Consider the following 24,925-nt stretch of genomic DNA (forward strand, 5'->3'; position numbering starts at 1 on the left):
ATATTCCGGGCATAATAATTTTCGATGCGGTCAAATTTTTTGCAGGGAAAATTCATATGGACTTTTCAAATGGGAAGTAGTATAATATCAAAGTATGTAACGGGCGAACCCCCAATTAGGAGGAATTTGAAAAATGAATGTTGTGAAAAAGGGCCTTGCGTTTGGTATGGCGCTGATGATGGCAGGTTCCATGGCGGCATGTGCCGGCGGCGATACCACCTGGGCCGCAAAAGCGGGAGATCTGACCGTTCCGGCGGGCGTATATATTTCGCAGGTGATGAACGCCTACTATACGGTTGCGGCGGAGCTGCCGCAGGATACCAAAGATCCGCTCAAGGAGCAGATCGACGGCGTTTTGGCGTCGGATAAAATGATTTCCGATGCAAAGGCGAACCTCAATAAGTTCATTGCCGTGGAGCAGAAATTTAATGAGCTCGGCCTCACCATGTCCGATGCGGATACCACATTGGTCAACCAGATGGCAGATTCCTACTGGCAGTACCTTGGGGAAGCCTATCAGGCAAACGGTATCTCGAAGGACTCCTATGTCATGATGACTGCCAACGACCAGAAGCGCCAGCTCATTTTCAATGCGATTTATGGCGAAGGCGGCAGTGAAGCCGTACCGGAGCAGGAGCTCAAAGACAAGTTCTACAATGATTTTGCGAAGATTATTCTGATCCCGTTGAATTTCAGCCAGAGCGAGGATGCCGAACAGAAAGAATCCGACAACAAAAAAGCGCGCGAAATCGTGGACAAATACCTCAAGCAGGCCCAGGCGGGCAAGGATATGGAGGAGATTGTTTACGAAGCGCAGAAAGAAGTCACTGGCAATGAAGAACTCGAAAAACCGGAGCCCGGCACTTCTTTCAGCTTTTTGAGCAAAGAGAACACCAACTATGACCAGAAGGTGATCGACGCGGTGTTCGGCGCTGAAAATGGCGTGCCGACCGTGGTGGAAACCGAATCGAGCATCTACCTGTTCCAGCGGTACGATATCACGGAGAATGAAAATGACTTCACTTCACGCAAAGAGGCGCTGATCCAGCTTCTGCGCGCGGATGAATTCAATGCCAAGCTGGACGAGTGGGCAGCGGCTGTGAGCGGCGTGACCTATAACGACGCTTCGTTCAAGCGCTATACGCCGGATAAACTAAAACTGTAAAAGAGAAGATAAAAAAGCCTCCTGCTTTAAGCAGGAGGCTTTTTTCGGCTGTCCGTCTCCCTAACAACAGCCGGGCACACTTAAAAGTGCAAGTACATAATATCAGGAAATCTTCGCTTTGTCTGCCACCAGTCTGGTGTCAAAATGAATGAATCTGATACCAGGCTGACACCAGACTGATGGCATACAGGCAGGTGAAAAGATGCTAAACTGTCGTTGGAAAGGTGGTGACAGCATGGCGGTAATCAGAGGTTTATTCACCTTGAGAATTGACATACAGACACATGCAAAAATACGTAAGATTGCTGGAATGGAGCGCCGCTCTATGACAAATATCATTGAACTGATGCTGACGCGGGAGATCGAACAGTATGAATTGGAACATGGTGAGATCCGGCTTACAGACGATGATATCTATGGAAAACCTGACGAATAGCAAAACTGTCCGGGACGCGCAAGAGTCGAGATGAACGGGCCTGCGGCCCGCTCTTGCGCGTCCCATCCCGTTTTGCAGCCAAACAGACAAGGGCGGAAAGCACCAAAGTGCTTTCCGCCCTATTTTTGAATCCGTTTGTCCGCTTTGCGCGCAGCGCATCGCCGCAATGGTTGCGGCGATATGCCCCGCGTGCTTTTTATCGCGCGGCTCACTTCGTGGCATCTAAGCAGATTGCGCGCGATCTTTGCCGCAAAGCGGCAACAAAAGCGCGCGCAGGGGGCCGCGGGGTGTCCCCGCGCGTGTTCTTTGGGTACTTTCTTGCACGAGCAAGAAAGTACCTCGTGGTGCGCGGCGAAACGCGCAGGAGTGGTGCGCGGCGAAACGCGCGAATTTCAGGCGCGCGAAGGGCGCAATACCCGGGCGCGAACTCAGATTTTTTCAAAGAAGCTGGCGTCTTTCTTGCAGATGGGGCAGATAAAGTCCGGCGGCAGTTCTTCGCCCTCGTAGACGTAGCCGCAGACTTTGCAGCGCCAGCCGTGTTTTTCCGCGGGTTTTTTGTAGGACGGCGCATTCGGAGGCGTGGTGCCCTTGACCACCGTATGGTAGTAGTCATAAGTCATGACCGGTTCATCCGAAAGCTTTTTGGCTTCGACGGCCTCGCCCACAAAGAGCAGATGGGTGTCAAGGTCGAGCTTGTCAATCACCTTGAAGGAAAAGACGGCAGCGGCATGCTGGGACGGGTAGCGCACGCCGTTTTCATCGACCGCGAAGGAGATGCCGTAATATTTTTCGGTGTCCCGGCCGCATTTGAATCCAAACCGGCCGATCATTTCCATATCGGCGGATTGGGTTAGCGGAACAGCGTTAAATACGCCGGATTTTTCGATGAGTTCGGTGGTGAAATTTTTTTTGGAGACGGCAACGGCAACTTTCGGCGGCTCTGCGGTCACCTGGGTGACTGTGTTGACGATGCAGCCGTTTTGCCTGCCGTCAAAAGCCGAGCTGAGCACATAAAGGCCATAGGACATTTTAAAGAAGGCTTGCAAATCCATTTTTCATTATCCTTTCTGTCACAATACAACAGCGCCGTATCGCGCGGCGACCTCTTCGAGATCTTCTTTTTCGATCTCACAGGAAGTGGAAACCACCAATGCTTTGCCATTGTAGTGAAGGAGTGCGTTTTCCAGCGCTTCGAGCGATTCCGATTCAAACGCAACCGGCATATCGATCATGTGGGCGTTGAGGGAGAAACGGTAGCCGTCGTCCGGTGTGTCCAAATGGATCAGGACCGCGTCGCAGCTTTCATGCGAAACGTCGAGCAGAGAATCGGCCATATCCACCTCACAGATGATCGGTTCGGAATATTCGAGGCCGTCGTCGAGGTAATAGACATTGCGTCCGGCCGCGATGATATCATAGTCGGCGGGCGGAATCTTCACCTTATCGATATCGAACGAATCCACCATGTGGCGCAGCGCTTCAATATATTCCGGATCGGTCCCGCAGCATCCGCCGATGATCGAGACCCCGCGGCGCATGAGCCGCGCGCATTTGTTGGCAAACTGAATGGGCGTAAGCGGAGGATTGCCCGCGTTTGGCTTGGCGATGAGCGGGATTTTGGCATACGGCGCGAGCTTTTCAAAGAGCGGCACCATATCCTCCGGCCCTTCGGAACAGTTCAGCCCAAAGGCGGAAATCCCCATGTCCTGCAGGGTGAGCATGCTGGCGAGCGCGTCGTCGCCCCACATCGTGTGGCCGTCCGCGCCGACCGTCATGGTGAGAAAGACCGGCAGCCCAGTCTGGCGCGCGGCGATGACCGCGGCGCGGCATTCGCAGAGCGAGGACATGGTTTCGATCACGAGCAGGTTGGCGCCCGCGTCGGCAAGCGCGGCCGCCTGTTCGGCATAGATGCCGATGAGATGCACGAATTCGGTTTCCCCGAACGGTTCGCACATCAGGCCGGTGGTGGACATATCGCCCGCGAGCAGGACGCCGCGCCCTTCAAGCGCTTCCCGCGCGATGCGGACAATTTTTGTGTTGAGCTCCTGCACCTGCTCGCTCAGGCCGTGCAGTTTCAGATTCCCCGCATTTGCAAGAAAAGTGGGCGCATAGACGATGTCACTGCCCGCTTGCACATAACCAAGCAGGGTTTTGCGGATGACTTCGGGATGCTCGCTGGCCCATTCTTCGACACAGACGCCGCTGGGCATCCCTTCCTTCATGTACTGGGTACCGGTCGCGCCGTCCAGAAGGAGCGGCAGCCGCAATCGATCTTTCCCATTCATGGCCATAAATTCCTTTCCGCCGTCGACCGGCAATTACATGGATTCTGGAACAGTAATTTTTAAAAGCGTTAATACATTGTGTAATACTGTTTTGACCGACATACAAAGGTTGAGCCGCGCCTGCATGACCGGCTCTTCCTCACCCTTGACCCGGCAGGCGTTATAGTATTTGTGGAAACTGGTCGCCACATCCACCGCATATTTGGTGAGCCGGGCGGGGTCGTAATTACGCGCCGCGTCGACGATTTCCTGCGGGAAGCGTGCCAGCGTGCGGATCATCGCGGTTTCTTCCGGGGTGGTGAGGTTTCGCAGCTCCGCGTCGGAGCAGCTGCGCGGAGTGATGCCCTCCTCGGCGAGCTTTTTGAGGATCGAGCAGATGCGCGCGTGCGCGTACTGGACATAGTAAACCGGATTCTGGCTCGACTGTTCGACCGCGAGATCGAGGTCGAAATCGAGGGTGGAGTTTGGCTCGCGCATATTGAAGAAGAAGCGGGCCGCGTCGACCGGGACCTCCTCAATGAGATCGGTAAGACTGATCGCTTTGCCGGTGCGCTTGCTCATCTTGACCGGCTGGCCGTCCTTGGTGAGCCGCACCAGCTGCATCAGCACAATATCAAGCTTGTCCCCATTGAGTCCGATCGCATCCATCGCGCCCTTGAGGCGGGCGACATGGCCGTGGTGGTCGGCGCCCCAGACATTGATGACCCGGTCGAAGCCGCGCACCGCGAACTTATTGTAATGATAGGCGATATCCGCCGCGAAGTAGGTCGGAAAACCGTTCGCGCGCACCAGCACCTCGTCCTTTTCACCGCCGTTCTCGGTGGCCTTGTACCAGAGCGCGCCGTCCTTCTCATAAGTCATGCCGCGCTCGGTCAGAAGCCGGATCGCGTCGTCGATCGCTCCCTGATGCAGCGTGCTTTCCCGGAACCACACATCGTAATGGATGCGATAGCTCTCGAGGTCGTTTTTAAGCTTTTCGATATTTTTCGGCAGCGCGTAGGCGGTCAGCGCGTCCTTACGCTCCTGTTCGGAAGCATCTAGGAATTTGTCGCCGTGGATGTCCGCGAATTCGCGGGCGCGCAGCTTGATATCCTCGCCATGGTAGCCGTCCTCCGGGAAGGGAACCGCGTCCTCGCCTTTATAAATCTGCAGGTAGCGGGCATTGAGCGAGCAGGCGAACTTTTCGATCTGGTTGCCCGCGTCATTGACGTAGAATTCGCGGGTCACGTCATAACCGGCCCAGTCGAGCGCCGCCGCCAGACAGTCGCCGATGGCGCCGCCGCGGGCGTTTCCCATGTGCATCGGGCCGGTGGGGTTGGCCGAAACGAACTCGACCTGCACCTTCTGGCCGCCGCCGAAATCGGTGCGGCCATAGCGGTCACCGCCTGCGCGGACCGATTTGACCACGTCCGCGTACCACTGCGCGCCCAGGAAGAAGTTGATAAAGCCCGGGCCCGCGATCTCGACCCGGTCGAAGGCGGTGCCTTCGAGGGCGATATTTTGGCAGATGGCTTCGGCGACCTTGCGCGGCGCGCATTTATAGGCGCGCGCGCCTGCCATGGCGACATTGGTGGCAAAGTCGCCATGGGAAGTGTCGGCGGGGATTTCCACAACAAAGGCGGGCAGTTCGCCGCAGACGGGCAGGCTGCCTGCCTGGGAGGCTTTTTCCAGCGCGGAACGCACCAGCCCCTCAATCGATTTTTTTGCGTCAGAAACCGGATTGGTCATGGGTTTTACACATCCTATTATTTATGATTTTCATTTATTGGGGTTGTTCGCGCACATTGATAAAAACAGCGTTTTCGCTGGCAAGCAGGGTGTTGACGTCGAGCGAATAGGCAAACTCCAGATTCCCACCGCTGTCGGTGAGGTCGGAAACGATCCGGTCGCCGGAAACGCCGATCATCATCGGACCGTAGCCGGTGTCATAATGGCACTGGTGGCGCACGCCGCGCTCTACGATGAGCTGGGAACGGGCGTGTCCTCCGGAACGGGTGAGGGTGACCTTCTCACTGTCCTCCACCTTGAGCACCGTCCGGGCGCCTTCAAATCCGGTGGCTTCCGATTCGTCATAAGCGATGTAATAATGCCCGTTGCGCTTATAGTAAGAGCCGGTCGTGAACAGTTCGACCTGGTCCTCGTCGCCGTCCTGGCGGTAAACGCCCTTGATTTTGATCACTACGTCTTTTTTCATATCCTGATTCCTCCCCGGGAAGGCGTTTCACAAAGCGCTTTCTCGGATGTTTTTGGGATTTGCGGGCGGGGTCAGATTTCGACCGCGTCGATATCGATCTGAGTGACCTGCCCGGTCAGATCGCTGCCAAGGAAAATCCCGGCAATATCACTGAAGTTGTCGATTGAATCGGTCACATAGAATTCGCATTTTCCCGCGCCTTCAGCCAGCTGGTCCTCACTTGCCAGGAAGGACTGTGCCCAGCGGGCAACCTGCTTGCCCGGATCGATAAGGGTGACCTTGTAATTGAGAAGCTGGTTGAAGATGTCATAGATGATGGGAAAATGGGTGCAGCCCAGGATGAGCGTATCGACCTGCTCTTCGATGATCGGCTTCAGGTAACGCTCGGCCACCATGCGGGTGACCGGGTTGTCCGGCTGGATGAATCCATTTTCCACGAGCGGTACAAGCAGAGGACAGGCGCTGCCAAAAACCCGCATGTCAGCCGAAATATTGCGGATTGCGCGGCCGTAAGCCCCCGAACGGACGGTCGCGGGAGTGCCGACCACGCCGATGCGTCCGCCGGTGGAGGCCGCACAGGCCGCCTGCGCGGCGGGAAGCACAACGCCGGAAAAGGGGACCCCGATCGATTTGACCATCTCCGGCGTAATGGTCGCGCTGACCGTGCCGCAGGCGGCAATGATCATTTTGACGTCGAACTGCTGCAGGAAGTGAATGTCCTGTGCGGCGTATTTGCGAACGAGTTCCCGCCCGCGTGTTCCATAGGGCATCCGCCCTGTATCGCCGAAATAGATCAGGTGTTCGTTCGGCAGAAGCTTGCGCAGCTCCTTGACGGTGGTGAGCCCGCCGAGCCCCGAGTCAAAAATACCAATCGCCCTGTTGTCCATCGGGAAACCCTCCTTTCAGTATGGTGAATTTTTTTGCGTTTTAACAGTTTTTTTTCGCAATTGCAAGCTGGATCAGCCGGTGGATCAGTTCGGGATAAGGAATTCCAGACGCCGCAAAAAGCTTGGGGTACATCGAGATTGAGGTGAATCCCGGGATGGTATTGAGTTCGTTGAGGATGACGCCGCCGTCCGCCTCCGCGAAGAAATCGATCCGGGCAAGCCCGGTGCATCCCATGACCGCGAATGCCTTGACAGCGGTTTCGCGGATCTTTTCAGAGACTTCCTGCGGGATGCGCGCCGGGATATAAAGATCGGTCGAATCGTCGAGGTATTTGCCCTCATAGTCGTAGAATTCATGATGCGGGACGATCTCACCCACCACCGAGGCGGACGCGTCGCCGTAGTTGCCGAGCACCGCGCATTCGACCTCGGCGCCGACGGCGGTCTTTTCGACCAGCACTTTGCGGTCGTACCGGAAGGCGCACTCGAGCGCCTCGCGCAGCGCCGCCGCGTCGCGCGCCTTGCTCACGCCAACCGAAGAACCGGTGTTGGCGGGCTTTACGAACATCGGATACGCGAGCTTTTCCGCGAGCGCCGGCTCGATTTCCCCAAAACGCGCACAGTCCGCCCGTGTGAGCGTGACCCATGGATTGGTGCGGATGCCGGCGCTCTCGAGCAGGATGTGGGAAATGTCCTTATCCATGCAGGCGGCGGAAGCGAGCACGCCGCAGCCCACATAGGGGATGCCAGCCATCTCGAAGAGCCCCTGGATGGTGCCATCCTCGCCGTGCTCGCCGTGCAGCACCGGAAAGGCCGCGTCAATCTTTACATTCTCCGGGCCGCGCGGGGTGAAGCGGGTGATGCCGCCCGCCGCGCGGTCGGGGGAAAGGATCGCGGGGACAACATGGCCGCTTTCGAGCCATTTGTCCGGCTGGATGAGGCTTACGTCACCGGTGTATTCATACCAGCGGCCGTCCTTTGTGATGCCGAGCATGACGACGTCATAGCGGTCGCGGGGGATATTCTGCAGCACCGAGGTTGCGGAGCGCAGCGAAACCTCATATTCACTTGAAACGGAACCGAAAATGACTGCGACGGTTTTCTTTTCCAAAAGCGTTCCCTCTTATCTTAATCACATAATAATTCAATCTATATTCTAACATAATTCACAATAGACCGCAATTAGAATTATGAGGTGTTTCCAATGCGATTTTTGCATGTTTCGCCATGTTCGGGGCGGTGCGCGGGGGGGATTTGCAGCGGGCGGGATGCGCACGTTCCTGAAATAGTACCGTATGGTATTGGCACATCTAGTTCCGTTTGGTACTTACATAAAATATTCACAGGGGGGATCATTTATGTATTTCCAGCGGCTTAAGGACCTGCGGACCGACCATGACCTGACCCAGGAGCAGGTGAGCAAAATCCTGATGATCACGCAGACGGTCTATTCCCGGTATGAGCGGGGCTTTCGGACGATCCCGGTCGAGCACCTGCTGGTGCTGGCGGATTACTACAAAACCAGCACTGATTATCTGCTTGGACGCACCAATAACCCGGCGCCCCCGCAAAAGTGAACGCCCAGCGCCGGAAAACAAAAAAATATTCCCCAAAACCGCATAACAAAGGGCTTGACGAGCCATGCTCGTTATGATACAATAATTACACCTCTAAAAGGGTTATTTTTTTATGTCCAAAAACCAGTGTTTCCTTTACGAGGGAGGCAAAAAAATCCGGTAAAATCAGGAGGTGCCGAAAAATGAGAGTAAAAATTACTCTGGCCTGCACAGAGTGCAAGCAGCGCAACTACAACAAGATGAAAAACAAGAAGAACGATCCCGACAGGCTCGAAATGAACAAATACTGCAAATTCTGTCGGAAACACACCCTTCACAAAGAAACGAAGTAAGGATGAAAGGCGGGTCACATTATGGCAGATAACGCAGCCGCGAAAAAACCCGGCTTCATCGAAAGGGCAAAACGCTTTTTCAGGGACATTAAAGGCGAAGTCAAAAAGGTGGTCTGGCCCGGCAAAAGCCAGATTATCAACAACACCGGTATTGTTATCGTGGTTGTCCTGATTTCGTCCGTGTTCATCGGATGCTTCGACACGATCATGACCTTCCTCATCAAGCTTTTCCTTTCAATTCTGACGGGAACACCATTATCTTTTTAATGATGCCGGAGGAAACGGATCTTTTTGTGTGGGGAGGTAAAACATGTCTGACTCTATGAGATGGTACGTGGTGCACACCTATTCCGGCTATGAGAACAAGGTGGCCTCGAACATCGAAAAAGCGGTGGAAAACCGGAAGCTTCACGACCTGTTCGGCGAGGTGAAGGTCCCCACGCAGACGGTTACGGAGATTAAGGACAACAAAAAACGCGAAGTTGAACGCAAGATCTTTCCGGGCTACGTGCTGGTGAAGATGATCATGACCGACGACAGCTGGTATGTTGTGCGCAACATCCGCGGCGTGACCGGCTTTGTGGGCCCGGGCAGCAAGCCTGTCCCGCTCACCGAGGAGGAAGTCAGCCGTCTGGGCGTCGAGCAGAAGAATATTGAGGTCAACTTTGAAGTGGGCGATTCCGTCAGGGTCAACGACGGATACCTGGAGGGCTTCATCGGCACGGTCGACGAGATCGACCTGCCCAATCAGCTTGTCCGGGTGACCGTTTCGATGATGGGCAAAGATGTGCCCGTCGAGCTTGAACTTGATCAGATAGAGCCGCTGGATTAATCTTTTTTCAGAGGAAGCCGGTGAAAATCCGGCAGTGGCTCCGGCGCCACAACCCGCGCCGGACCGGTATGAGCCGGTGTGAACCGGCTTGTGGGAGGGGCGGCAATTTTTATCCGCCCCGAAATGAACCACTAATTTTGGAGGTGCTTTATCAATGGCTCAAAAGGTAGTCGGCTATATCAAGCTGCAAATTCCGGCAGGCAAAGCAACGCCTGCTCCGCCGGTAGGCCCTGCGCTGGGTCAGCACGGCGTCAACATCATGGCTTTCACCAAGGACTTTAACGAGCGTACCAAGAACGATGCCGGTCTCATCATCCCAGTCGTCATCACCGTGTACGCCGACCGTTCCTTCAGCTTTATCACCAAAACGCCGCCTGCGGCTGTTTTGATCAAGAAGGCGCTCAACCTGCAGAGCGGTTCCGGTGTCCCCAACAAGAACAAGGTTGGCAAGATCACCCGCGACCAGCTCGAGAAGATTGCGGAAACCAAAATGCGCGATCTGAATGCTGCCGATATCGATTCCGCGATCAGCATGATCGCCGGTACCTGCCGCAGCATGGGAATCGAAGTAGCAGACTAAGCGCCCGGGTGGGAGGAAAAATCCGCTAATTACCACTCTAAGGAGGAAATGATTCAATGAAACACGGTAAAAAATATTCCGACAGCGCAAAGCTTGTTGAAAAGCTCAAGCTGTACGATACGGCCGAAGCCTTGGAGCTTTGCACCAAGACCGGCAAAGCAAAATTTGACGAAACCGTCGAAGTCCATGTCCGTCTGGGCGTTGACTCCCGTCACGCTGACCAGCAGGTCCGCGGCGCGGTTGTCCTGCCGAACGGAACCGGTAAAAAGGTTCGCGTAGCCGTCTTTGCAAAAGGCGACAAGGCGCAGGCCGCCACCGATGCCGGTGCTGAGATCGTCGGCGCCGAAGACCTGATGGAGCGTATCCAGAAGGAAGGCTTCATGGAGTTCGACGTGGTCATCGCATCTCCTGACATGATGGGCGTCGTCGGCCGCCTCGGTAAAATCCTCGGTCCCCGTGGACTGATGCCGAACCCGAAGGCCGGTACGGTCACCCCGGATGTCGCGAAGGCTGTCACCGACGCGAAAGCCGGTAAGATCGAATACCGTCTCGACAAGACCAACATCATCCACTGCCCGATCGGTAAGGTCTCCTTTGGCGCTGAGAAGCTCCAGGAGAACTTCGACACCCTGATGGGCGCGATCGTCAAGGCGAAACCGGCCGCTGCGAAGGGCCAGTATGTCCGCTCCTGCGTGGTTGCCACCACCATGGGCCCTGGCATCAAGATCAATCCCGGACGTTTCGTCTAAACTTCTGAAAAAAGGAAATCCCCGCCGCTGGCGGGGATTTTTTTGTTGCGCCAGGACGGGTCAGGCTGTTTATAGGCTTTCTTTCAGATATGCCTGGACAGCTTGCTCAATTTTTGTATTGGAATTATAGCCCAGAAAAGAGCGCAGAGAACGATAAGCCGCGTAACTGATTTGCAATTGACTGTTGTATGGCGCGATATCTAAAGTGGGATTTCCACAAGCACGGAGACGCTGCAGATGACGGAGAAGCACTTCAAGATGCCAGCGCTGTATCCGTAAAATTTCCCGCCAAGGTACAGCTTCATCCAAATGATAAAGGCGCATAGTTATCACCTCCAAATCTATTTTAGCGATATTATCGCTAAAAGTCAATAGCGAATTATTCGCTAGAGTATACTGATGAAAAAAGAGGTGGTTTTATGTATGGGCGTATTAGAGATTTACGGGAAGATCATGATTTAACACAGAAATATATGGGGGAGCTTCTTGGATGCAGTCAGAGAATTTACAGTAACTATGAGCGTGGAGAGGTCGATATTCCGACAAGATTTTTAATTAGACTTGCAGATTTCTATGATGTAAGTGTAGATTATCTTTTGGGCCGCACGAACAATCCGAAAATGAACCATTAAAAATACTTGACATGCCCCCACAAAGATGCTAAAATATAAAAGCTGTCCAAAGACAGCAGGTGTCGTAAAGACATAAAGGGTTTGTCCCGCCTGCCGAGGAGATGCGCTCAATACCGTCATCGCGCTGCGCGTATGAATGTTTGATGCTCTTCCCGGCAATGGGAAGGGCTTTTTTGTTTCTTTATAGATTCGTGCAAATGACTTGGAGGTGAATAAATTGCCAAGCGAGAAAATTCTCGAACAGAAAAAGCAGACAGTTGCAGAACTGACTGCGAAACTCAAAAACGCTGCTGCGGGCGTCGTGGTCGACTACAAGGGCATCAATGTGGCCGATGACACCAAGCTGCGTAAAGAGCTCAGGGAAGCCGGCGTGGAATACGCGGTCGTCAAGAACTCGATGCTCCGCTTCGCTGCGAAAGAGGTCGGTTATGAGGCGCTCGATTCCGTGCTGGAAGGCACCACCGCGCTTGCGACCAGTGAAGGCGATCAGGTTGCCGCTGCGAAGATCCTCACCAAATACGCGGAGGACAGCAAGGGCAAATTCGTCGTCAAAGCGGGCTTTGTTGACGGCGGCGTGATCGACGCCGCGAAGGTCGCGGAACTGGGCAAACTGCCGAGCCGCGAAGCTCTGCTCTCGATGCTGTGCAGCGCGCTGCAGGGCAACATCAGAGGTCTGGCCGTCGCGCTCAATGCGATCGCCGAGAAATCTGGAGAGGCCGCTCCCGCCGAGGAAGCCGCTCCTGCTGCCGAAGCTCCGGCCGAGGCTGCTCCCGCCGCCGAATAATCGGACGGCACATCATTTTAAATCATATTTGAATTAATAGGAGGTAACTTATCATGGCTTCTGAGAAAATTTTGAAGTTTGTAGAAGATATCAAAACCCTCACAGTCCTCGAGCTCAACGAGCTGGTCAAGGCGATTGAGGAAGAATTCGGCGTTTCCGCCGCCGCTCCGGTTATGGTCGCGGGTGGCGCTGCCGCCGCTGCTCCTGCCGCTGAGGAGAAGAGCGAATTCGACGTCATCCTGACTGCTGCCGGCGCTTCCAAAATGGGCGTCATCAAGCTGGTCAAGGAGATCACTGGTCTCGGCCTCAAAGAGGCGAAGGATCTGGTCGACAACGCGCCGAAGCCGGTCAAAGAGGCTGTTTCCAAGGCCGACGCCGAAGAGATCAAGAAGAAACTCGAAGATGCGGGTGCTTCTGTCGAACTCAAGTAATTTATCCGTCTTTCAAACGCCTCCCGCAAAAGCGGGAGGCGTTTTTGTTCGCGTCCTCCAAAAAGGCGGCGGCCGCAGGAATGCGGCCGCCGCCTTTTGGCTTTATGCTGATAAAGTTAGCCTTGCGTGGGCGGAGTGGGTGCTGGGGGCTCTTTCGCGGCAAGTTTTTTCGCACGTTTGGCTTCGCGGCGTTTCTGCATGGTGCGGGTCAGCTTCACAATTGCGAGCACAATCACAAGGATGATCACCGCCCAGAAGAGCAGGACCGGGCCCGCCTCGATCACAAAGAGAATCAGCCCTTTGCAGGAACGGAGCAGATTGCTGACCGAACGCTGGAACGCGGCGGAGACCTCCTCGCCGAAAGTCTTGGGCGCGGTGGTCACATTTTTATATTCGACGACTTCCCGCAGTTCTATGTAGAGGTAGGAATAGGCGACCTGCTTATCCATCCGTCCCAGCTGCGCGGTGAGCGACTCGATCTGGTAGCGCACTTCGGCGAGCGCCTGTTGCAGGGTGATGACGTCCTCGAGTTTTTCCGCTTTGGCAAGGATGTCGAGCAGGGTCGTCTCCTGGACTTTAAGCGAATTGAGGCGCGCCTGTGCGTCGAAGTAGGTGTCGGTGATGTCGTCCATGTTTTCGCTGCGCGAGACGACGTTGCAGAGGGTCCCAAGGGTGTTCACTGTTTCGTCAAGCTTTTCCGCCGGGATGCGCGCGGTGATGTTGCCGTAGCGTTCATAGTAGTCGCCGCGGTAGGTCATACTGATGCCATCGGCGCTTTGACTCTCGATGTAGCCGCCCTTTTCCTTGACGAGTGCGGTAATTTGTGTGATTGCGCTGTCAAATTCCTTGGTTTCCAGGGTGAGATAGCTGTTTTTGATGATTTTGCGGTCGACAAGCACATCTCCGCCGCGCGCCGCGTCGTCCTCGGCGTAGTCCGCGTCGGCGGACTCAGCCACCGCCATTTCTTCGTCGTAAACATCCCCGGAATAGAACCCGTTGTCTGCCGCCAACGCCTGCGGAGCGGTGGAAGCCATGCTCATGGCGGCGGGCGCTGCGGATGCCGTCGCAGTAGAATCATAGCCTGAACCGCCGCAGGCTGAAAGCAGGAGCGTCAGCACGGTGAGCAGTACCAATGCGATAGAAGCATATCTTTTCATCATTTTTTCCTCCTTAACGATTGGGCCCTTCACCCATAGAGTGAAGATTTCCCGGCCATTTCCTGCATCTGTACAAAGAAAAAACTTCCGGCGGGTAAATGCGCGCCGGAAGTTTTCCATTTTATCACCTTGCGGGAGGCTTGCGGCGGCGCATCTGGTAACGGCGCCGGTTGCGGTTGCGGATGATCATCAGGACGATATACAAAACGACCAGCACAATGAGGAAGGTCAGCACAAACTTGAACAGGAAATTGCTGGTGAAAGATTTGACCTTATCCACATAATAGAGCCATTTGCTTTGCTCAACGCTTTCAGCAGCCACCAGACGCACCCGTCCGACTTCCTCGCCGGCGAGCATCAGTTTGACATGGCCGATCTCCTCGCCCTTCTTCACCGGCGCGTCGATGAACTTCTCGGTGTCGGGGCTGTTTTCGCCTTTTTTCCCTTTCACCGGGACCTCGGTGTACTTTTTGTCAATCTCGACGAAAGTCTCGAGACTGTCCTCAGTGGTTTCGTTGGGCACCAACGAGGCGAATTTATCCGCGGCCAGCAGCTTGATGTGGTCTTTGTCCCATGAGAGCCGCACACCGACCTCCGCGACCTCCTCGCCGATGTCCATCAGCGTCTTGACCCGGAAGGTTTCGAACGCCCAGTTGTAGAGCCGGTTGGTATCAAACCAGGCGAGGTTGGTCTTATAGCGCTCGCCGTCCTCATTGGTGATCGGGGCGCCGAGTACGACCAGCAGGTAGCTGTAGCCGTCGCGGGTGGCGACCGATGCGAAGTTGCGCATATTGAGCTCGGTGAGCGCGCCGGGGATGACTCCTTTGAGTCCCTCGTAGTAATAATCGGTGTCGCTGGGGTTCTGCATCTGGTTGTTGGAAACCCAGGAGATGCCGTTGGGGTAATTGGGGGTTGGCTGTGAAGTGTAGGTGCGGGTGGTGACGATATCCACAAAATCCTGGTTCTGCATCGCGTACTGGACGATCAGCGCCAGGTCATAGGCGGTGGATTTATTCTCCTCCGCGTAAAGCCCGGTGGGATTGGCAAAGTTGGTGTTCTTTGCGCCGATCTCCTTGGCTTTTTTGTTCATCAGCTCGCAGAAATATGGAATGTCCCCGTCGCCGATATAGTCGGCAATCATCATCGCGGCCTCGTTGGCCGACTGGAGCATCATGGCGTACATCAGATCCCGGATGGTCATCGGCTCACCCATGTAGATGCCGCCCAATTGGGTGACGCCCAGGTTATAAAGCTCGTTTTGGATGTAGGCTTTTAGTTCGGTGGTTTCGGTGTCCGGGTCGGCGACCTCTTCGAGCGCAAGGATACAGGTCATGATTTTATTGAGCGAAGAGGGATTCATCTGCGCCTGTTCGTTTTTGGCAAAAACCTCGGAATTCGAATCGAGGTTCAGCATATAGACCGCCTGGCAGTAGAGCTCATCGGCGAAAGGCGGCGGGTAGTTGGCCGCTGCGGAAGAAGCGGACGCCGGAGTGAGCAGGGCCGTGCAAAGTATAATAACGGTCAGAAAGGACGCGATTTTTTTCCTCATATCCAAATACCAATCCTCCGCTGCCGGGGCGGGAATCAAAGACGCGCAGCCTTGCGGCGGGATTCAGGCGGCGCCAAAAGCGAAACTGCAATTGACAATCCCAATTGCAGGAACAGAAAAATTGTGCTAGAATAATACCCATACATATGGTAGAATAACCGATATCTACAAATAGTATACCAAAAACCCGTCCAAAAGAAAAGGGCATAAAGATGAATTTTGTCGAATAAACGGAGGGAATGTCAATGCTGGATTTCGCGGATAAAAATTATGGATTTGATACCCTGATGGTGCATGCGGGCACCGAGCCGGACCCGGTCACCCATGCGGTGAACCTGCCGCTCTATCAGGCGACCGCCTACACCTTTGACAGCACCGAACATGCCAAGGAGCTGTTCGAGCTGAAAGCGGCCGGGAACATCTACACCCGGCTCATGAACCCGACAGTCGATGCGATGGAGCGCCGTGTGGCGGCGCTTGACGGCGGCGTGGGCGCGCTCGCGATGGCGTCCGGCCATGCGGTCATGTTCAACACCTTTCTGAACCTCGCTTCGGAAGGGGACGAGATCGTTTCCTCGATCTGCATCTACGGCGGCGCGATCAACATGATGGGGATTACGCTGGGCAGGCTCGGCGTGAAGGTCAAATTCGTCGATCCGGACGATCTGGGCGCGTGGGAAGCGGCCGTGACCGACAAGACCAAAGCCTTCTTTGTTGAGGTGGTCGGCAACCCGAACGCCAATGTAGCGGATCTCGAGGCGATTGCCGCCATTGCCCACAAGCACGGGATTCCGTTCATCGTGGACAGCACTTTCACCACCCCGTACCTCATCCGCCCGATCGAATTCGGCGCGGATATGGTGGTGCATTCGGCCACCAAATTCCTGGGCGGCCACGGCACCTCGATGTGCGGCGTCATCACCGACGCGGGCACCTTCCAGTTCAAGGGGAACCCCCGGTTCCCGCTCTTCAACGAACCGGACGTGAGCTACCACGGCGTGGTCTTCGCGGACACCGACGCGCCGTTTATCACCCGCCTGCGCGTATTGATGCTGCGCGACCTGGGCGCCTGCTGCGCACCGTTCAACGCGCTGATGATCATGCAGGGGATCGAGACCCTCTCGCTGCGCATGCGCCGCCATTCGGACACTGCGCTCGAAATCGCGGAGTATCTGGAACAGAACCCGAACGTTTCGTTTGTGCATTATCCGGGGCTTGCCTCGAATAAGTATTATGAGCGGGCGCAGAAATACCTGCCGAAAGGCGCGGGCGGCGTCTTTACCTTTGGGCTCAAGGGCGGCCGCGAGACCGGCGCGAAATTCATCGACTCGCTGCGGCTTTTCACCCATGTAGCCAACGTGGGCGACGTGCGTTCGCTGGTGATTCACCCGGCGACCACCACCCACAGCCAGCTTTCGGACGAACAGCTCGCGGAAAGCGGGATCACGCCGGAGACGATCCGCCTTTCGATCGGCCTGGAGGACCCCAAGGACCTGATTGCCGATCTCGAACAGGCGATCAACGCGGCTGTGGGAAAATGAGAAAAAATTGATCCTATGGAGGGGAACGGCGGATTGACGCCGGAGAGAATATGATCTATGTAACCGGAGACATGCATGCCGATGCGACCCGGCTGAAAAGCAGGGCGGCCAAACAGCTAAAAAAGCAGGACACCCTGATCGTCTGCGGCGATTTCGGGTTTGTGTGGGACGGCTCCAAAAAGGAGCAGAAGATGCTCAAGTGGCTTGGCAAACGGCCGTACAGCGTCCTGTTTGTCGAGGGAACCCATGACAATCTCGACCTGCTCGCGCAGTATCCCGAAGTGGACTACTCCGGCGGGAAGGCGCGCCAGATCAGCGGGAACTGTTATCAGCTGCTGCGCGGGGAAATCTATACGATTGAAAGCGACGCGATTTTCGCCTTTGGCGGCGGAGAGAGCATGGATATGGATACCCGCGTGCAGGGGGAAACCTGGTGGCCGGGGGAACTGCCCACCCAGGAGGAGCTCGGCCATGCCCGGGAGAATCTGGAGAAGCACGGAAACGTGGTGGACTACATCGTCACCCACACGGCCTCGTCGATTGTGAACAGCTTTCTGGATATGGACAGCGCCCATGTCAACCAGCTGGCGGCCTTTTTTGATGAGGTTTCCCAGCAGGTCCGCTATAAGCACTGGTTCTTCGGCAGCTATCATCTTGACAAGGTGATCCCGCCGAAATACCATGCGATGTATCAGGAGATTTTGCCGCTCAAGGCGCTGTGATTGACGCGGGAATGCGCCCTTCGCGCGCCCGGACCCCATTTCTTGCTCGTGCAAGAAATGGGGGAAAGAACACGCGCGGGGAGTTCCCCGCGACCCCCGCCGCCGCAAAGCAAAGCGGCGGCCGTGCCCTTAGACTTCGAGACTTGTGCCGCTGCCCGCTCCCCAATAAACGGTCAGCTCAGGACTGAATGCGGCGTTTTCCGCTCCCCGGTTATGGGATGGCGGAAAATGTGGGCCGCGCATATTGAACGGATGGTGGGAGAAAAAGGGTTGCCTTGCCTGGAGCTGTTTGCAGAGAAACCGAAAGCCCCCTGCTGAAAAGCAGGGGGCTTTGTTTTCGCCTTGACGGGTTTGCGCGGCGGCGGGGAAGGAGGACGCTTGGGGAGACGCCGGTCCCCCGCCGCCACGAGCCCGCAAGGCAAACAAAAAGACGCAGATACGGAAACTTTTCCATACCAGCGCCTGACCTTCCTAAAACCACCTCGATACCCGTGCCCCGGTAAAAAATTGTCTCCCTCTTGCGAAAAACCGAAAAAGCAGGTATAATAATGTGGCAAAGTGCGGTAACGTTGTATATGGAGGGCCTTCTCCGTGTACAGGCGGTACGGAGTTGCTGCTCCGTACCGCTGCTTTGCATATCTTGTTTGCCTTATGCCTATTATAGCGGAAGATAAAGGAAAATGCAAGTGGAAAAGGACGGGGAGGCCCGTCCTTTTTTGTGCTTTACCTGCTTTTGCGCAAACGCCGGAGGCATTCCATAATCCGTTTGCTGAAGAGCATCCCGCAAAGCCCCAGCGCCGCGGAGATGCAAAAAACGACCACCGCGCGCAGATAATTGCCGTCCATCAGCGCGTCGGACGCAAAGGTCAGACAGAGGATGGTCGGCACCCGCGCGGCGAGCGTGAGCGAAAGGTAGCGGCGCAGGGTGAGCGGGGTGAGCGCCGCGATGTAGGTAAAGACGTCCTTTGGCATCGCGGGGATGAGGTAGAGGATGAATACGATCATGCCCAGCCGGTCGGCGTCATAGAGGAAGGAGAGCTTCTGCTGTTTTTGAGGTGGAAAGACCTTGTCAACCAGCGGCTGGCCATATTTTTTGACCGCCGCAAAGACGAGCGTACTGCCGCAGAAGATGCCAAAAAGACAGATGGCCAGCCCGCCGAGCGCGCCGTAGGTGAGGCCGGCGGCAATCTGGATGGGCAGGGCGGGGATGATGCCGGAAATGACCTGCAGCACCTGGATGCAGAAAAGCGCAAGGATTCCGAAAACGCCGAAAGAGGAGAGCTTTTCACGGAACGCCGCCATATTTTCCGGCTGTGTGAGGTTCTGGATCACCGGATAGTATTTCCAGATGAGCCAGCCGCACACGCCGAGCAGCAGGACGGCGGCAGCTGCGCCGAGGATCAGAAGTGGTTTGCGCTTTTTCATGGACGCCTCCGAAAAATTCAGAAAATACCCGGACCGCGCCAAACGGAAGTTTGCCGCGGCCCGAACTGCGTTTATGGTTATTTATAATATGCCACCGCGCCGCCAAACATGTTCTGGAATTTATTTCCGGATACGTTCTGGTAGAGGTCGGGGGCGGTGCGCTCGCTGTGGCCCATCTTGCCGAATACCCGTCCGTCCGGCGAGGTGATGCCCTCGATTGCGTCGAAAGAATTGTTCGGGTTAAAGCGGATATCGAGCGACGGTTTTCCGTCGAGATCGACATACTGGGTTGCGATCTGGCCGTTTTCAGCGAGCTTCGCAATCAGATCGCGCGGCGCGACAAACCGGCCTTCGCCGTGGGAGATGGGGATGGTGTGGATATCGCCCACCTGCATGCCGGACAGCCACGGGGACTTATTGGAGGCGACGCGGGTGCGCACCAGGCCCGACTGATGGCGGCCGATCGTATTGAAGGTGAGGGTGGCGCAGTTTTCGTCCATATCGCGGATCTCGCCATAGGGCACCAGGCCGAGCTTGATGAGCGCCTGGAAGCCGTTGCAGATGCCGCACATCAGGCCGTCGCGCTTTTGCAGAAGCTCCATGACCGCGTCGCGGATCATGGGGTTTCGCAGGAACGCGGTGATAAACTTGGCCGAGCCGTCCGGCTCGTCGCCGCCCGAGAATCCGCCCGGCAGGGCGATGATCTGGCTTTTGGCGATGCTTTCGGCAAAAGCCTGCACGCTCTGGGCGATATCGGCGGCCGAGAGATTGCGCACGATGAAGATTTCGGCCTCGGCGCCGGCGTGCTCGAAGGCGCGGGCGGTGTCGTATTCGCAGTTGGTGCCCGGAAAGACCGGGATCAGCACGCGTGGCTTGGCGATGCTGGTTTTGGCGGTGATCCGCTCCTTTGCCTCGCAGCGGTAGGCGGGGACCTCCTGCTGCTCGGCGGGCAGCAGATAGGGGAATACTTTTTGTAATTTTTCTTCCCAAATCTCCTGGATGTCATCGAGCTGGATGAGATCAAAGCCGTAGCGGATGGCATACGCGCCCGAGACAGTGCCGATGCAGGGCAGGCCTTCGAGCGGTTCGTTGGCTTCGAGGATAAAACCGCCATAGAGCGGCTCGAAGAGCGCCGCGTCGTCGAAGGTGGCGGAAAAGTCGAAGCCGAGCCGGTTGCCGAAGCACATCTTGGTGACGCCCTCGCAGACGCCGCCGTAACCGAGCGTCCAGGCGGCGGCAACCTTGCCGCCGGCGATGAGCGATTCGACCGTATCAAAGACCTGTTTCACGCTGTCGAAGTTGGGCATCCGGTTTTCGTCATAACAAGGAGTAATGATATAGACGTTATGTCCGATTTGTTTAAATTCAGTTGAGACGATATTTCCGGTATAGGCGGTTGAAACCGCGAATGAAACGAGGGTTGGCGGCACGTCGAGCTGCTCGAAGCTGCCGGACATCGAGTCCTTGCCGCCGATCGAGCCGATCCCAAGGCCGAGCTGGGCTTCCAGCGCGCCGAGCAGCGCGGCCATCGGCTTGCCCCAGCGTTTTGGATCATTTTTGGTGCGCTCGAAATACTCCTGGAAGGTGAGCCAGCAATGTTTATAGCTGCCGCCCGCGGCCACGACCTTTGCGACCGATTCGACCACCGCGCAGGCCGCGCCGTGGTACGGGCTTGCCGCCGAAAGGTCGGGGTTGAAGCCCCAGCCCATGACCGAGGCGGTGGTTGTCTCGCCGCCGAGCACCGGGATTTTGGCGGCCATCGCCTGCGCCGGGGAAAGCTGCGTTTCACCGCCGAACGGCATCAGCACGCTGCCCGCGCCGATCGTCGAATCAAAGCGTTCGACCAACCCCTTCTGGGAACAGACGTTGAGGTTTTGCATGGCTTTTGCCCATTTTTCCTTGATTGGGCGTTCCGAACGGAAACGTTCGAACTCGCGCGGGGAGGTGATTTCGATATCGGTGTACTTGGCCGCGCCATTTGAATTCAGGAAGGCGCGGGAGAGGTTGACGATGGTGTTGCCGTTCCAGCGCATCACCAGGCGCGGAGCCGCCGTGACCTTTGCCACGACGGTGGCCTCCAGGTTTTCCCGGTGGGCGGCGGCAATGAATTTTTCGACGTTTTGGGGCGCGACGACCACCGCCATGCGTTCCTGTGACTCGGAGATCGCCAGCTCGGTGCCGTCGAGGCCGTCATATTTTTTCGGGACCGCGTCGAGATTGATCTCGAGCCCGTCAGCCAGTTCGCCGATCGCGACCGAAACGCCGCCCGCGCCGAAGTCGTTGCAGCGGCGGATCAGGCGGGTGACCTCGCCGTCACGGAAAAGGCGCTGGAGTTTGCGCTCGATCGGCGGGTTGCCTTTCTGGACCTCGGCGCCGCAGCTCTCGAGCGACTGCAGGGTGTGGCTCTTGGAGGAGCCGGTCGCGCCGCCACAGCCGTCGCGGCCTGTCCGGCCGCCGAGCAGGATGACGATGTCGCCCGGGTCGGGGCATTCGCGGATGATGTTTTTGGCCGGCGCCGCGCCAACCACCGCGCCGATCTCCATCCGTTTGGCCGCGTAGCCGGGATGATAGACTTCAGCCACATGCCCGGTCGCAAGGCCGATCTGGTTGCCGTAGGAGGAATAGCCAGCCGCCGCGGTGGTGGTGATCTTGCGCTGCGGGAGCTTGCCTTTCATCGTTTCGGAGAGCGGGACGGTCGGGTCGGCCGCGCCGGTCACCCGCATCGCCTGGTAGACGTAGCTGCGCCCGGAGAGCGGGTCGCGGATCGCGCCGCCCAGACAGGTCGCGGCGCCGCCGAACGGCTCGATCTCGGTCGGGTGGTTGTGCGTTTCGTTTTTAAAGAGCAACAGCCAGTCCTGGTCCTCGCCGTCCACATCGACCTTGATTTTTACCGTACAGGCGTTGATCTCGTCGCTCTCATCGAGGTCGGCGAGCTTTCCCTCGGCCTTCAGCGCCTTCGCGCCGATGACGGCGAGATCCATCAGGGTCATCGGTTTCTCTTTGCCCGCGTAAAGTTTTTCACGCAGCGCAAGGTATTTGTTGAAGCTTTCCTGAATATAGGGGGAATCGATCCGGACGTTTTGGATGTTGGTGAGGAAGGTGGTGTGGCGGCAGTGATCCGACCAGTAGGTGTCGATCATACGGATCTCGGTGATGGTCGGGTCACGTTTTTCCTCGTCACGGAAATACGCCTGCAAAAAGGCGATGTCCGCCTCGTCCATGGCAAGACCGTATCGCTTCACAAAGTCCGCGAGCCCTTTTTCGTCGAGCACGGTGAAGCCAGAGAGCGTCTCGACGGTGGTGGGGATCTCATATTTCACATCGAGCGTTTCGGGCTTGTCCAAGGAAGCGAGCCGGCTCTCGACCGGATTGACGAGATAGTGCTTGATGGAGGCGAGCGTTTCGGGGGAGATTTTGCCGCTCAGAACATAGACCCGCGCGGTGCGCACGAGCGGCTGTTCCCTGGCGGTGGAAAGGGAGATGCACTGCGCGCAGCTGTCGGCGCGCTGATCGAACTGGCCGGGCAGGTACTCGACGGCAAAGACCTGCGCATCCGGCCCGAAATCGGGCAGTCCGTCATAGGTCACATCGACCTGCGGCTCGGAGAAGATGGTGTCGCGCGCGGCGTCGAAGTCCGCCTTGTCAATCCCCTCGACATCGTAGCGGTTGATGACCCGCACGCCGGTCACACAGTCGAGCATCAGGGCGGTGCGCAGGTCACTGAGGACCCCGGCCGCTTCGACGGCGTATTCCGGCTTTTTTTCCACATAGATTCGATAAACGCTCATGTAATTCCCTCCAACTTCTGTATGTCCAGCCGCCGGAAACCGGCGGCCGTTTCATGCTTCCTTCTTTCAATCAATCGGCGAGCGCGCCTTCGCACCAGTCGGGATAAGCCGCGACAATGCTGACGGGGCGCTCCTGTCCGCGCAGGTCGCCGGGCGACAGGACCCGCACAGGTGTGTAATTTTCGGTATATCCTTCGTAAAATCCGTCTTTGAGACGGTTTTCAAACAGGACGGAGGCTGTCTGACCAACCTGCGTACGCAGAAACGCGGCGCGCGCGTCGTCGGTCGCTTTGATCATCCGGCTGCTGCGGGACTCCTTGTCCGGGCCCGGGACCTGGTCGGGCATTGCGGCTGCACGGGTGCCGGGCCGCACCGAATAGGCAAAGACGTGGACCTTTGCGAACCCGATTTTTTCCGCAAATGCGAGCGACTGCGCGAACTCCTCCTCGGTCTCGCCGGGGAATCCGACCATGAGGTCGGTGGTGATGGCACAGTTCTCAAAATGCCGCCGCAGATTTGCAACGATCGCGGCGTACGCGGCGGTGTTGTAATGGCGGTTCATCCGCGAAAGCGTCGCGTCGCAGCCGCTTTGCAGCGAGAGGTGAAACTGCGGACAGACTTTCGGCTGGCGGCTCATCCGTTCGATGTCGGATTCACTCAGCAGCTCCGGCTCGAGCGAGCCGAGCCGCACCCGGCTGATCCCCTCGGCCGCGCAGGCGCATTCAACCGCGTCGATCAGCCGCAGGCCGAACTCCTTGCCGTAACAGGAGAGGTTGATCCCCACGAGCACCACCTCCCGGTAACCGGCCGACGCAAGGCCGGAAAGCTCGTTTTGCAGGTCGGAAAGCGGCTTTGAGCGGACCGGCCCGCGCGCCGTTGGGATGATGCAGTAGGAGCAGTAGCGTTCGCAGCCGTCCTCAATTTTGACAAAGGCGCGGGTGCGTTCGGAAAAACGGTCGGCGTGCATCGTCTCAAAGGATTCGCCGCGTTCGTGCGGGGTGATTGCGACAATGCGTTCGCCGGTGGTGAGGTTTTGTTCGACCAGCCCGACGATCCGGCCGCGGGAGCGCGCGCCGGTGATGACGTCGGCTTCGGGGAGGCGTTCGGCCGCGTCGGGGAACGCCTGCGGAAAGCAGCCGGTCAGCACGATCCGGGCGGCGGGGTTCTGCGTTTTGAAACGGCGCAGCATCTGGCGGGTCTTTTTGTCGCCGGTCGCGGTGACGGTGCAGGAGTTGACAAGGTAGATATCAGCTTTCGCGGTATGCGGGACGATCTCGTAGCCGCCGGCCGAAAAAAGCTGGGTCAAAACCTGCGTCTCATATTGGTTGACCTTGCAGCCCAAGGTAAAAAAAGCAATTTTCATTGGTAACTCCATCTAAAAAAGTCAAATATTTCATATGCAAATTTCACAATTGAAAATTGATATTAAGCGGATTATACACATATTATAATGAATTTTTGGAACAAATACAATTAGCAGTTGACTTAAATAAACCGGACTGATATAGTGTATTTGTGGTAAAAATAGAAATAAGTATGTCTGGGAAGAAGGAGGACATCACTATGAAATCCGTAATGATCAAACTTGACACCATCAACGACGTGAAAAACTTTGTGAACACTGTTTCGAGATACGATTTCGACGTGGATCTGGTTTCGGGCCGCTATGCGGTTGACGCGAAATCGATCATGGGCATCTTCTCGCTCGATCTGGCAAAACCGATCAAGATGGAAATCTATTCGGACGACTGCCCGGAATTTTTAAGCGAAATCAAAAGCTTCGCGGTGGAAGAATAAGCGAGGAACGGAAAAAAGCACGAAAAAGCAGCGGCGCGGCCGCTGCTTTTTGTTTTTGCGGC

25 protein-coding genes and 1 other annotated feature are annotated in these 24,925 nt (G+C 56.4%); of the genes, 13 read left to right on the top strand and 12 right to left on the bottom strand.

The window, feature by feature from the left end; translation table 11 throughout:
- Positions 1–133: 133 nt before the first annotated feature.
- Entirely contained in the window at positions 134–1,165 is a 1,032-nt protein-coding gene (locus tag BN4275_RS01535; RefSeq protein WP_066452899.1) for a hypothetical protein, read from the top strand.
- 864 nt (positions 1,166–2,029) lie between these two features.
- Here BN4275_RS01535 and BN4275_RS01545 read toward each other — a convergent pair.
- The 6 genes from BN4275_RS01545 to BN4275_RS01570 all read right to left on the bottom strand — a co-directional run bounded on the left by BN4275_RS01545 (position 2,030) and on the right by BN4275_RS01570 (position 8,078).
- Positions 2,030–2,653: a flavin reductase gene (locus tag BN4275_RS01545; RefSeq protein ID WP_066452905.1), complete on the bottom strand. Its 624-nt coding sequence runs from the start codon at positions 2,651–2,653 to the stop codon at positions 2,030–2,032.
- 18 nt (positions 2,654–2,671) lie between these two features.
- Positions 2,672–3,886 carry a homocysteine S-methyltransferase family protein gene (locus BN4275_RS01550; protein WP_066453261.1) on the bottom strand — a complete coding sequence of 405 codons (1,215 nt, stop codon included), beginning with the start codon at positions 3,884–3,886 and terminating at the stop codon, positions 2,672–2,674.
- Positions 3,887–3,919: 33 nt separating this feature from the next.
- On the bottom strand, positions 3,920–5,614 hold the full coding sequence (argS, locus tag BN4275_RS01555; protein ID WP_066452907.1) for an arginine--tRNA ligase: 1,695 nt from the start codon (positions 5,612–5,614) through the stop codon (positions 3,920–3,922).
- A 34-nt stretch (positions 5,615–5,648) separates the two neighbouring features.
- Positions 5,649–6,080, bottom strand: coding sequence for a YwiB family protein (locus tag BN4275_RS01560; protein WP_066452909.1), 432 nt, complete (start codon positions 6,078–6,080; stop codon positions 5,649–5,651).
- A 71-nt stretch (positions 6,081–6,151) separates the two neighbouring features.
- Positions 6,152–6,967 carry a glutamate racemase gene (gene murI, locus BN4275_RS01565; protein ID WP_066452911.1) on the bottom strand — a complete coding sequence of 272 codons (816 nt, stop codon included), beginning with the start codon at positions 6,965–6,967 and terminating at the stop codon, positions 6,152–6,154.
- A gap of 40 nt (positions 6,968–7,007) precedes the next feature.
- Positions 7,008–8,078: a D-alanine--D-alanine ligase family protein gene (locus BN4275_RS01570; RefSeq protein ID WP_066452912.1), complete on the bottom strand. Its 1,071-nt coding sequence runs from the start codon at positions 8,076–8,078 to the stop codon at positions 7,008–7,010.
- Positions 8,079–8,325: 247 nt separating this feature from the next.
- Here BN4275_RS01570 and BN4275_RS01575 point away from each other — a divergent pair, with 247 nt between their 5' ends.
- From BN4275_RS01575 to rplA, 6 genes are all read left to right on the top strand, one after another.
- Entirely contained in the window at positions 8,326–8,544 is a 219-nt protein-coding gene (locus BN4275_RS01575) for a helix-turn-helix domain-containing protein (protein ID WP_066452913.1), read from the top strand.
- 182 nt (positions 8,545–8,726) lie between these two features.
- A complete protein-coding gene (gene rpmG / locus BN4275_RS01580; protein ID WP_016317424.1) occupies positions 8,727–8,876 on the top strand; it encodes a 50S ribosomal protein L33 in 150 nt (49 codons plus the stop codon).
- A 21-nt stretch (positions 8,877–8,897) separates the two neighbouring features.
- Complete coding sequence (gene secE, locus BN4275_RS01585) at positions 8,898–9,143, top strand: preprotein translocase subunit SecE (RefSeq protein ID WP_066452914.1); 246 nt, start codon at positions 8,898–8,900, stop codon at positions 9,141–9,143.
- 43 nt (positions 9,144–9,186) lie between these two features.
- Positions 9,187–9,708, top strand: coding sequence for a transcription termination/antitermination protein NusG (gene nusG / locus BN4275_RS01590; RefSeq protein WP_066452915.1), 522 nt, complete (start codon positions 9,187–9,189; stop codon positions 9,706–9,708).
- Positions 9,709–9,862: 154 nt separating this feature from the next.
- On the top strand, positions 9,863–10,288 hold the full coding sequence (gene rplK / locus BN4275_RS01595; protein ID WP_066452917.1) for a 50S ribosomal protein L11: 426 nt from the start codon (positions 9,863–9,865) through the stop codon (positions 10,286–10,288).
- A gap of 56 nt (positions 10,289–10,344) precedes the next feature.
- On the top strand, positions 10,345–11,037 hold the full coding sequence (gene rplA, locus BN4275_RS01600) for a 50S ribosomal protein L1 (protein ID WP_066452920.1): 693 nt from the start codon (positions 10,345–10,347) through the stop codon (positions 11,035–11,037).
- Between the two features lie 69 nt (positions 11,038–11,106).
- Here the strand turns inward: rplA and BN4275_RS17110 are convergent, their stop codons facing one another.
- The gene (locus BN4275_RS17110) at positions 11,107–11,361 is read right to left on the bottom strand and encodes a hypothetical protein (RefSeq protein ID WP_154018786.1); all 255 of its coding nucleotides are present in this window, start codon (positions 11,359–11,361) and stop codon (positions 11,107–11,109) included.
- A gap of 95 nt (positions 11,362–11,456) precedes the next feature.
- Here BN4275_RS17110 and BN4275_RS01605 point away from each other — a divergent pair, with 95 nt between their 5' ends.
- The 3 genes from BN4275_RS01605 (at position 11,457) to rplL (ending at position 12,884) form a co-directional block, all read left to right on the top strand.
- Positions 11,457–11,669 (top strand): helix-turn-helix domain-containing protein, encoded by a 213-nt coding sequence (locus BN4275_RS01605; RefSeq protein WP_066452922.1) that lies wholly within the window; start codon positions 11,457–11,459, stop codon positions 11,667–11,669.
- Positions 11,670–11,697: 28 nt separating this feature from the next.
- Positions 11,698–11,853, top strand: a sequence feature (ribosomal protein L10 leader region).
- A gap of 33 nt (positions 11,854–11,886) precedes the next feature.
- A complete protein-coding gene (gene rplJ / locus BN4275_RS01610; protein WP_066452924.1) occupies positions 11,887–12,453 on the top strand; it encodes a 50S ribosomal protein L10 in 567 nt (188 codons plus the stop codon).
- A 53-nt stretch (positions 12,454–12,506) separates the two neighbouring features.
- A complete protein-coding gene (rplL, locus tag BN4275_RS01615) occupies positions 12,507–12,884 on the top strand; it encodes a 50S ribosomal protein L7/L12 (RefSeq protein ID WP_066452926.1) in 378 nt (125 codons plus the stop codon).
- A 116-nt stretch (positions 12,885–13,000) separates the two neighbouring features.
- Here rplL and BN4275_RS01620 read toward each other — a convergent pair whose 3' ends face one another.
- Together BN4275_RS01620 and BN4275_RS01625 are read right to left on the bottom strand one after the other, a co-directional pair.
- Positions 13,001–14,044 (bottom strand): DUF4349 domain-containing protein, encoded by a 1,044-nt coding sequence (locus tag BN4275_RS01620; RefSeq protein WP_161940169.1) that lies wholly within the window; start codon positions 14,042–14,044, stop codon positions 13,001–13,003.
- 121 nt (positions 14,045–14,165) lie between these two features.
- Positions 14,166–15,590, bottom strand: coding sequence for a serine hydrolase (locus tag BN4275_RS01625; protein ID WP_161940170.1), 1,425 nt, complete (start codon positions 15,588–15,590; stop codon positions 14,166–14,168).
- A 245-nt stretch (positions 15,591–15,835) separates the two neighbouring features.
- Here BN4275_RS01625 and BN4275_RS01630 point away from each other — a divergent pair, with 245 nt between their 5' ends.
- On the top strand, positions 15,836–17,131 hold the full coding sequence (locus BN4275_RS01630; protein WP_066452931.1) for an O-acetylhomoserine aminocarboxypropyltransferase/cysteine synthase family protein: 1,296 nt from the start codon (positions 15,836–15,838) through the stop codon (positions 17,129–17,131).
- Between the two features lie 50 nt (positions 17,132–17,181).
- Positions 17,182–17,853 (top strand): metallophosphoesterase, encoded by a 672-nt coding sequence (locus tag BN4275_RS01635; RefSeq protein ID WP_066452936.1) that lies wholly within the window; start codon positions 17,182–17,184, stop codon positions 17,851–17,853.
- Positions 17,854–18,576: 723 nt separating this feature from the next.
- On the opposite strand, the gene BN4275_RS01640 is transcribed toward BN4275_RS01635, so the two are convergent.
- The 3 genes from BN4275_RS01640 to mtaB form a co-directional block, all read right to left on the bottom strand.
- Positions 18,577–19,278, bottom strand: coding sequence for a TVP38/TMEM64 family protein (locus BN4275_RS01640; protein WP_066452938.1), 702 nt, complete (start codon positions 19,276–19,278; stop codon positions 18,577–18,579).
- Positions 19,279–19,355: 77 nt separating this feature from the next.
- Positions 19,356–23,066, bottom strand: coding sequence for a phosphoribosylformylglycinamidine synthase (locus tag BN4275_RS01645; RefSeq protein WP_066452940.1), 3,711 nt, complete (start codon positions 23,064–23,066; stop codon positions 19,356–19,358).
- Positions 23,067–23,136: 70 nt separating this feature from the next.
- Entirely contained in the window at positions 23,137–24,429 is a 1,293-nt protein-coding gene (gene mtaB / locus BN4275_RS01650; RefSeq protein WP_066452942.1) for a tRNA (N(6)-L-threonylcarbamoyladenosine(37)-C(2))-methylthiotransferase MtaB, read from the bottom strand.
- A 200-nt stretch (positions 24,430–24,629) separates the two neighbouring features.
- Here mtaB and BN4275_RS01655 point away from each other — a divergent pair, with 200 nt between their 5' ends.
- Positions 24,630–24,863, top strand: coding sequence for an HPr family phosphocarrier protein (locus tag BN4275_RS01655; protein WP_066452943.1), 234 nt, complete (start codon positions 24,630–24,632; stop codon positions 24,861–24,863).
- Positions 24,864–24,925: the final 62 nt, after the last annotated feature.

Source organism: Anaerotruncus rubiinfantis (assembly GCF_900078395.1).
GTDB classification, from domain to species: domain Bacteria; phylum Bacillota; class Clostridia; order Oscillospirales; family Ruminococcaceae; genus Anaerotruncus; species Anaerotruncus rubiinfantis.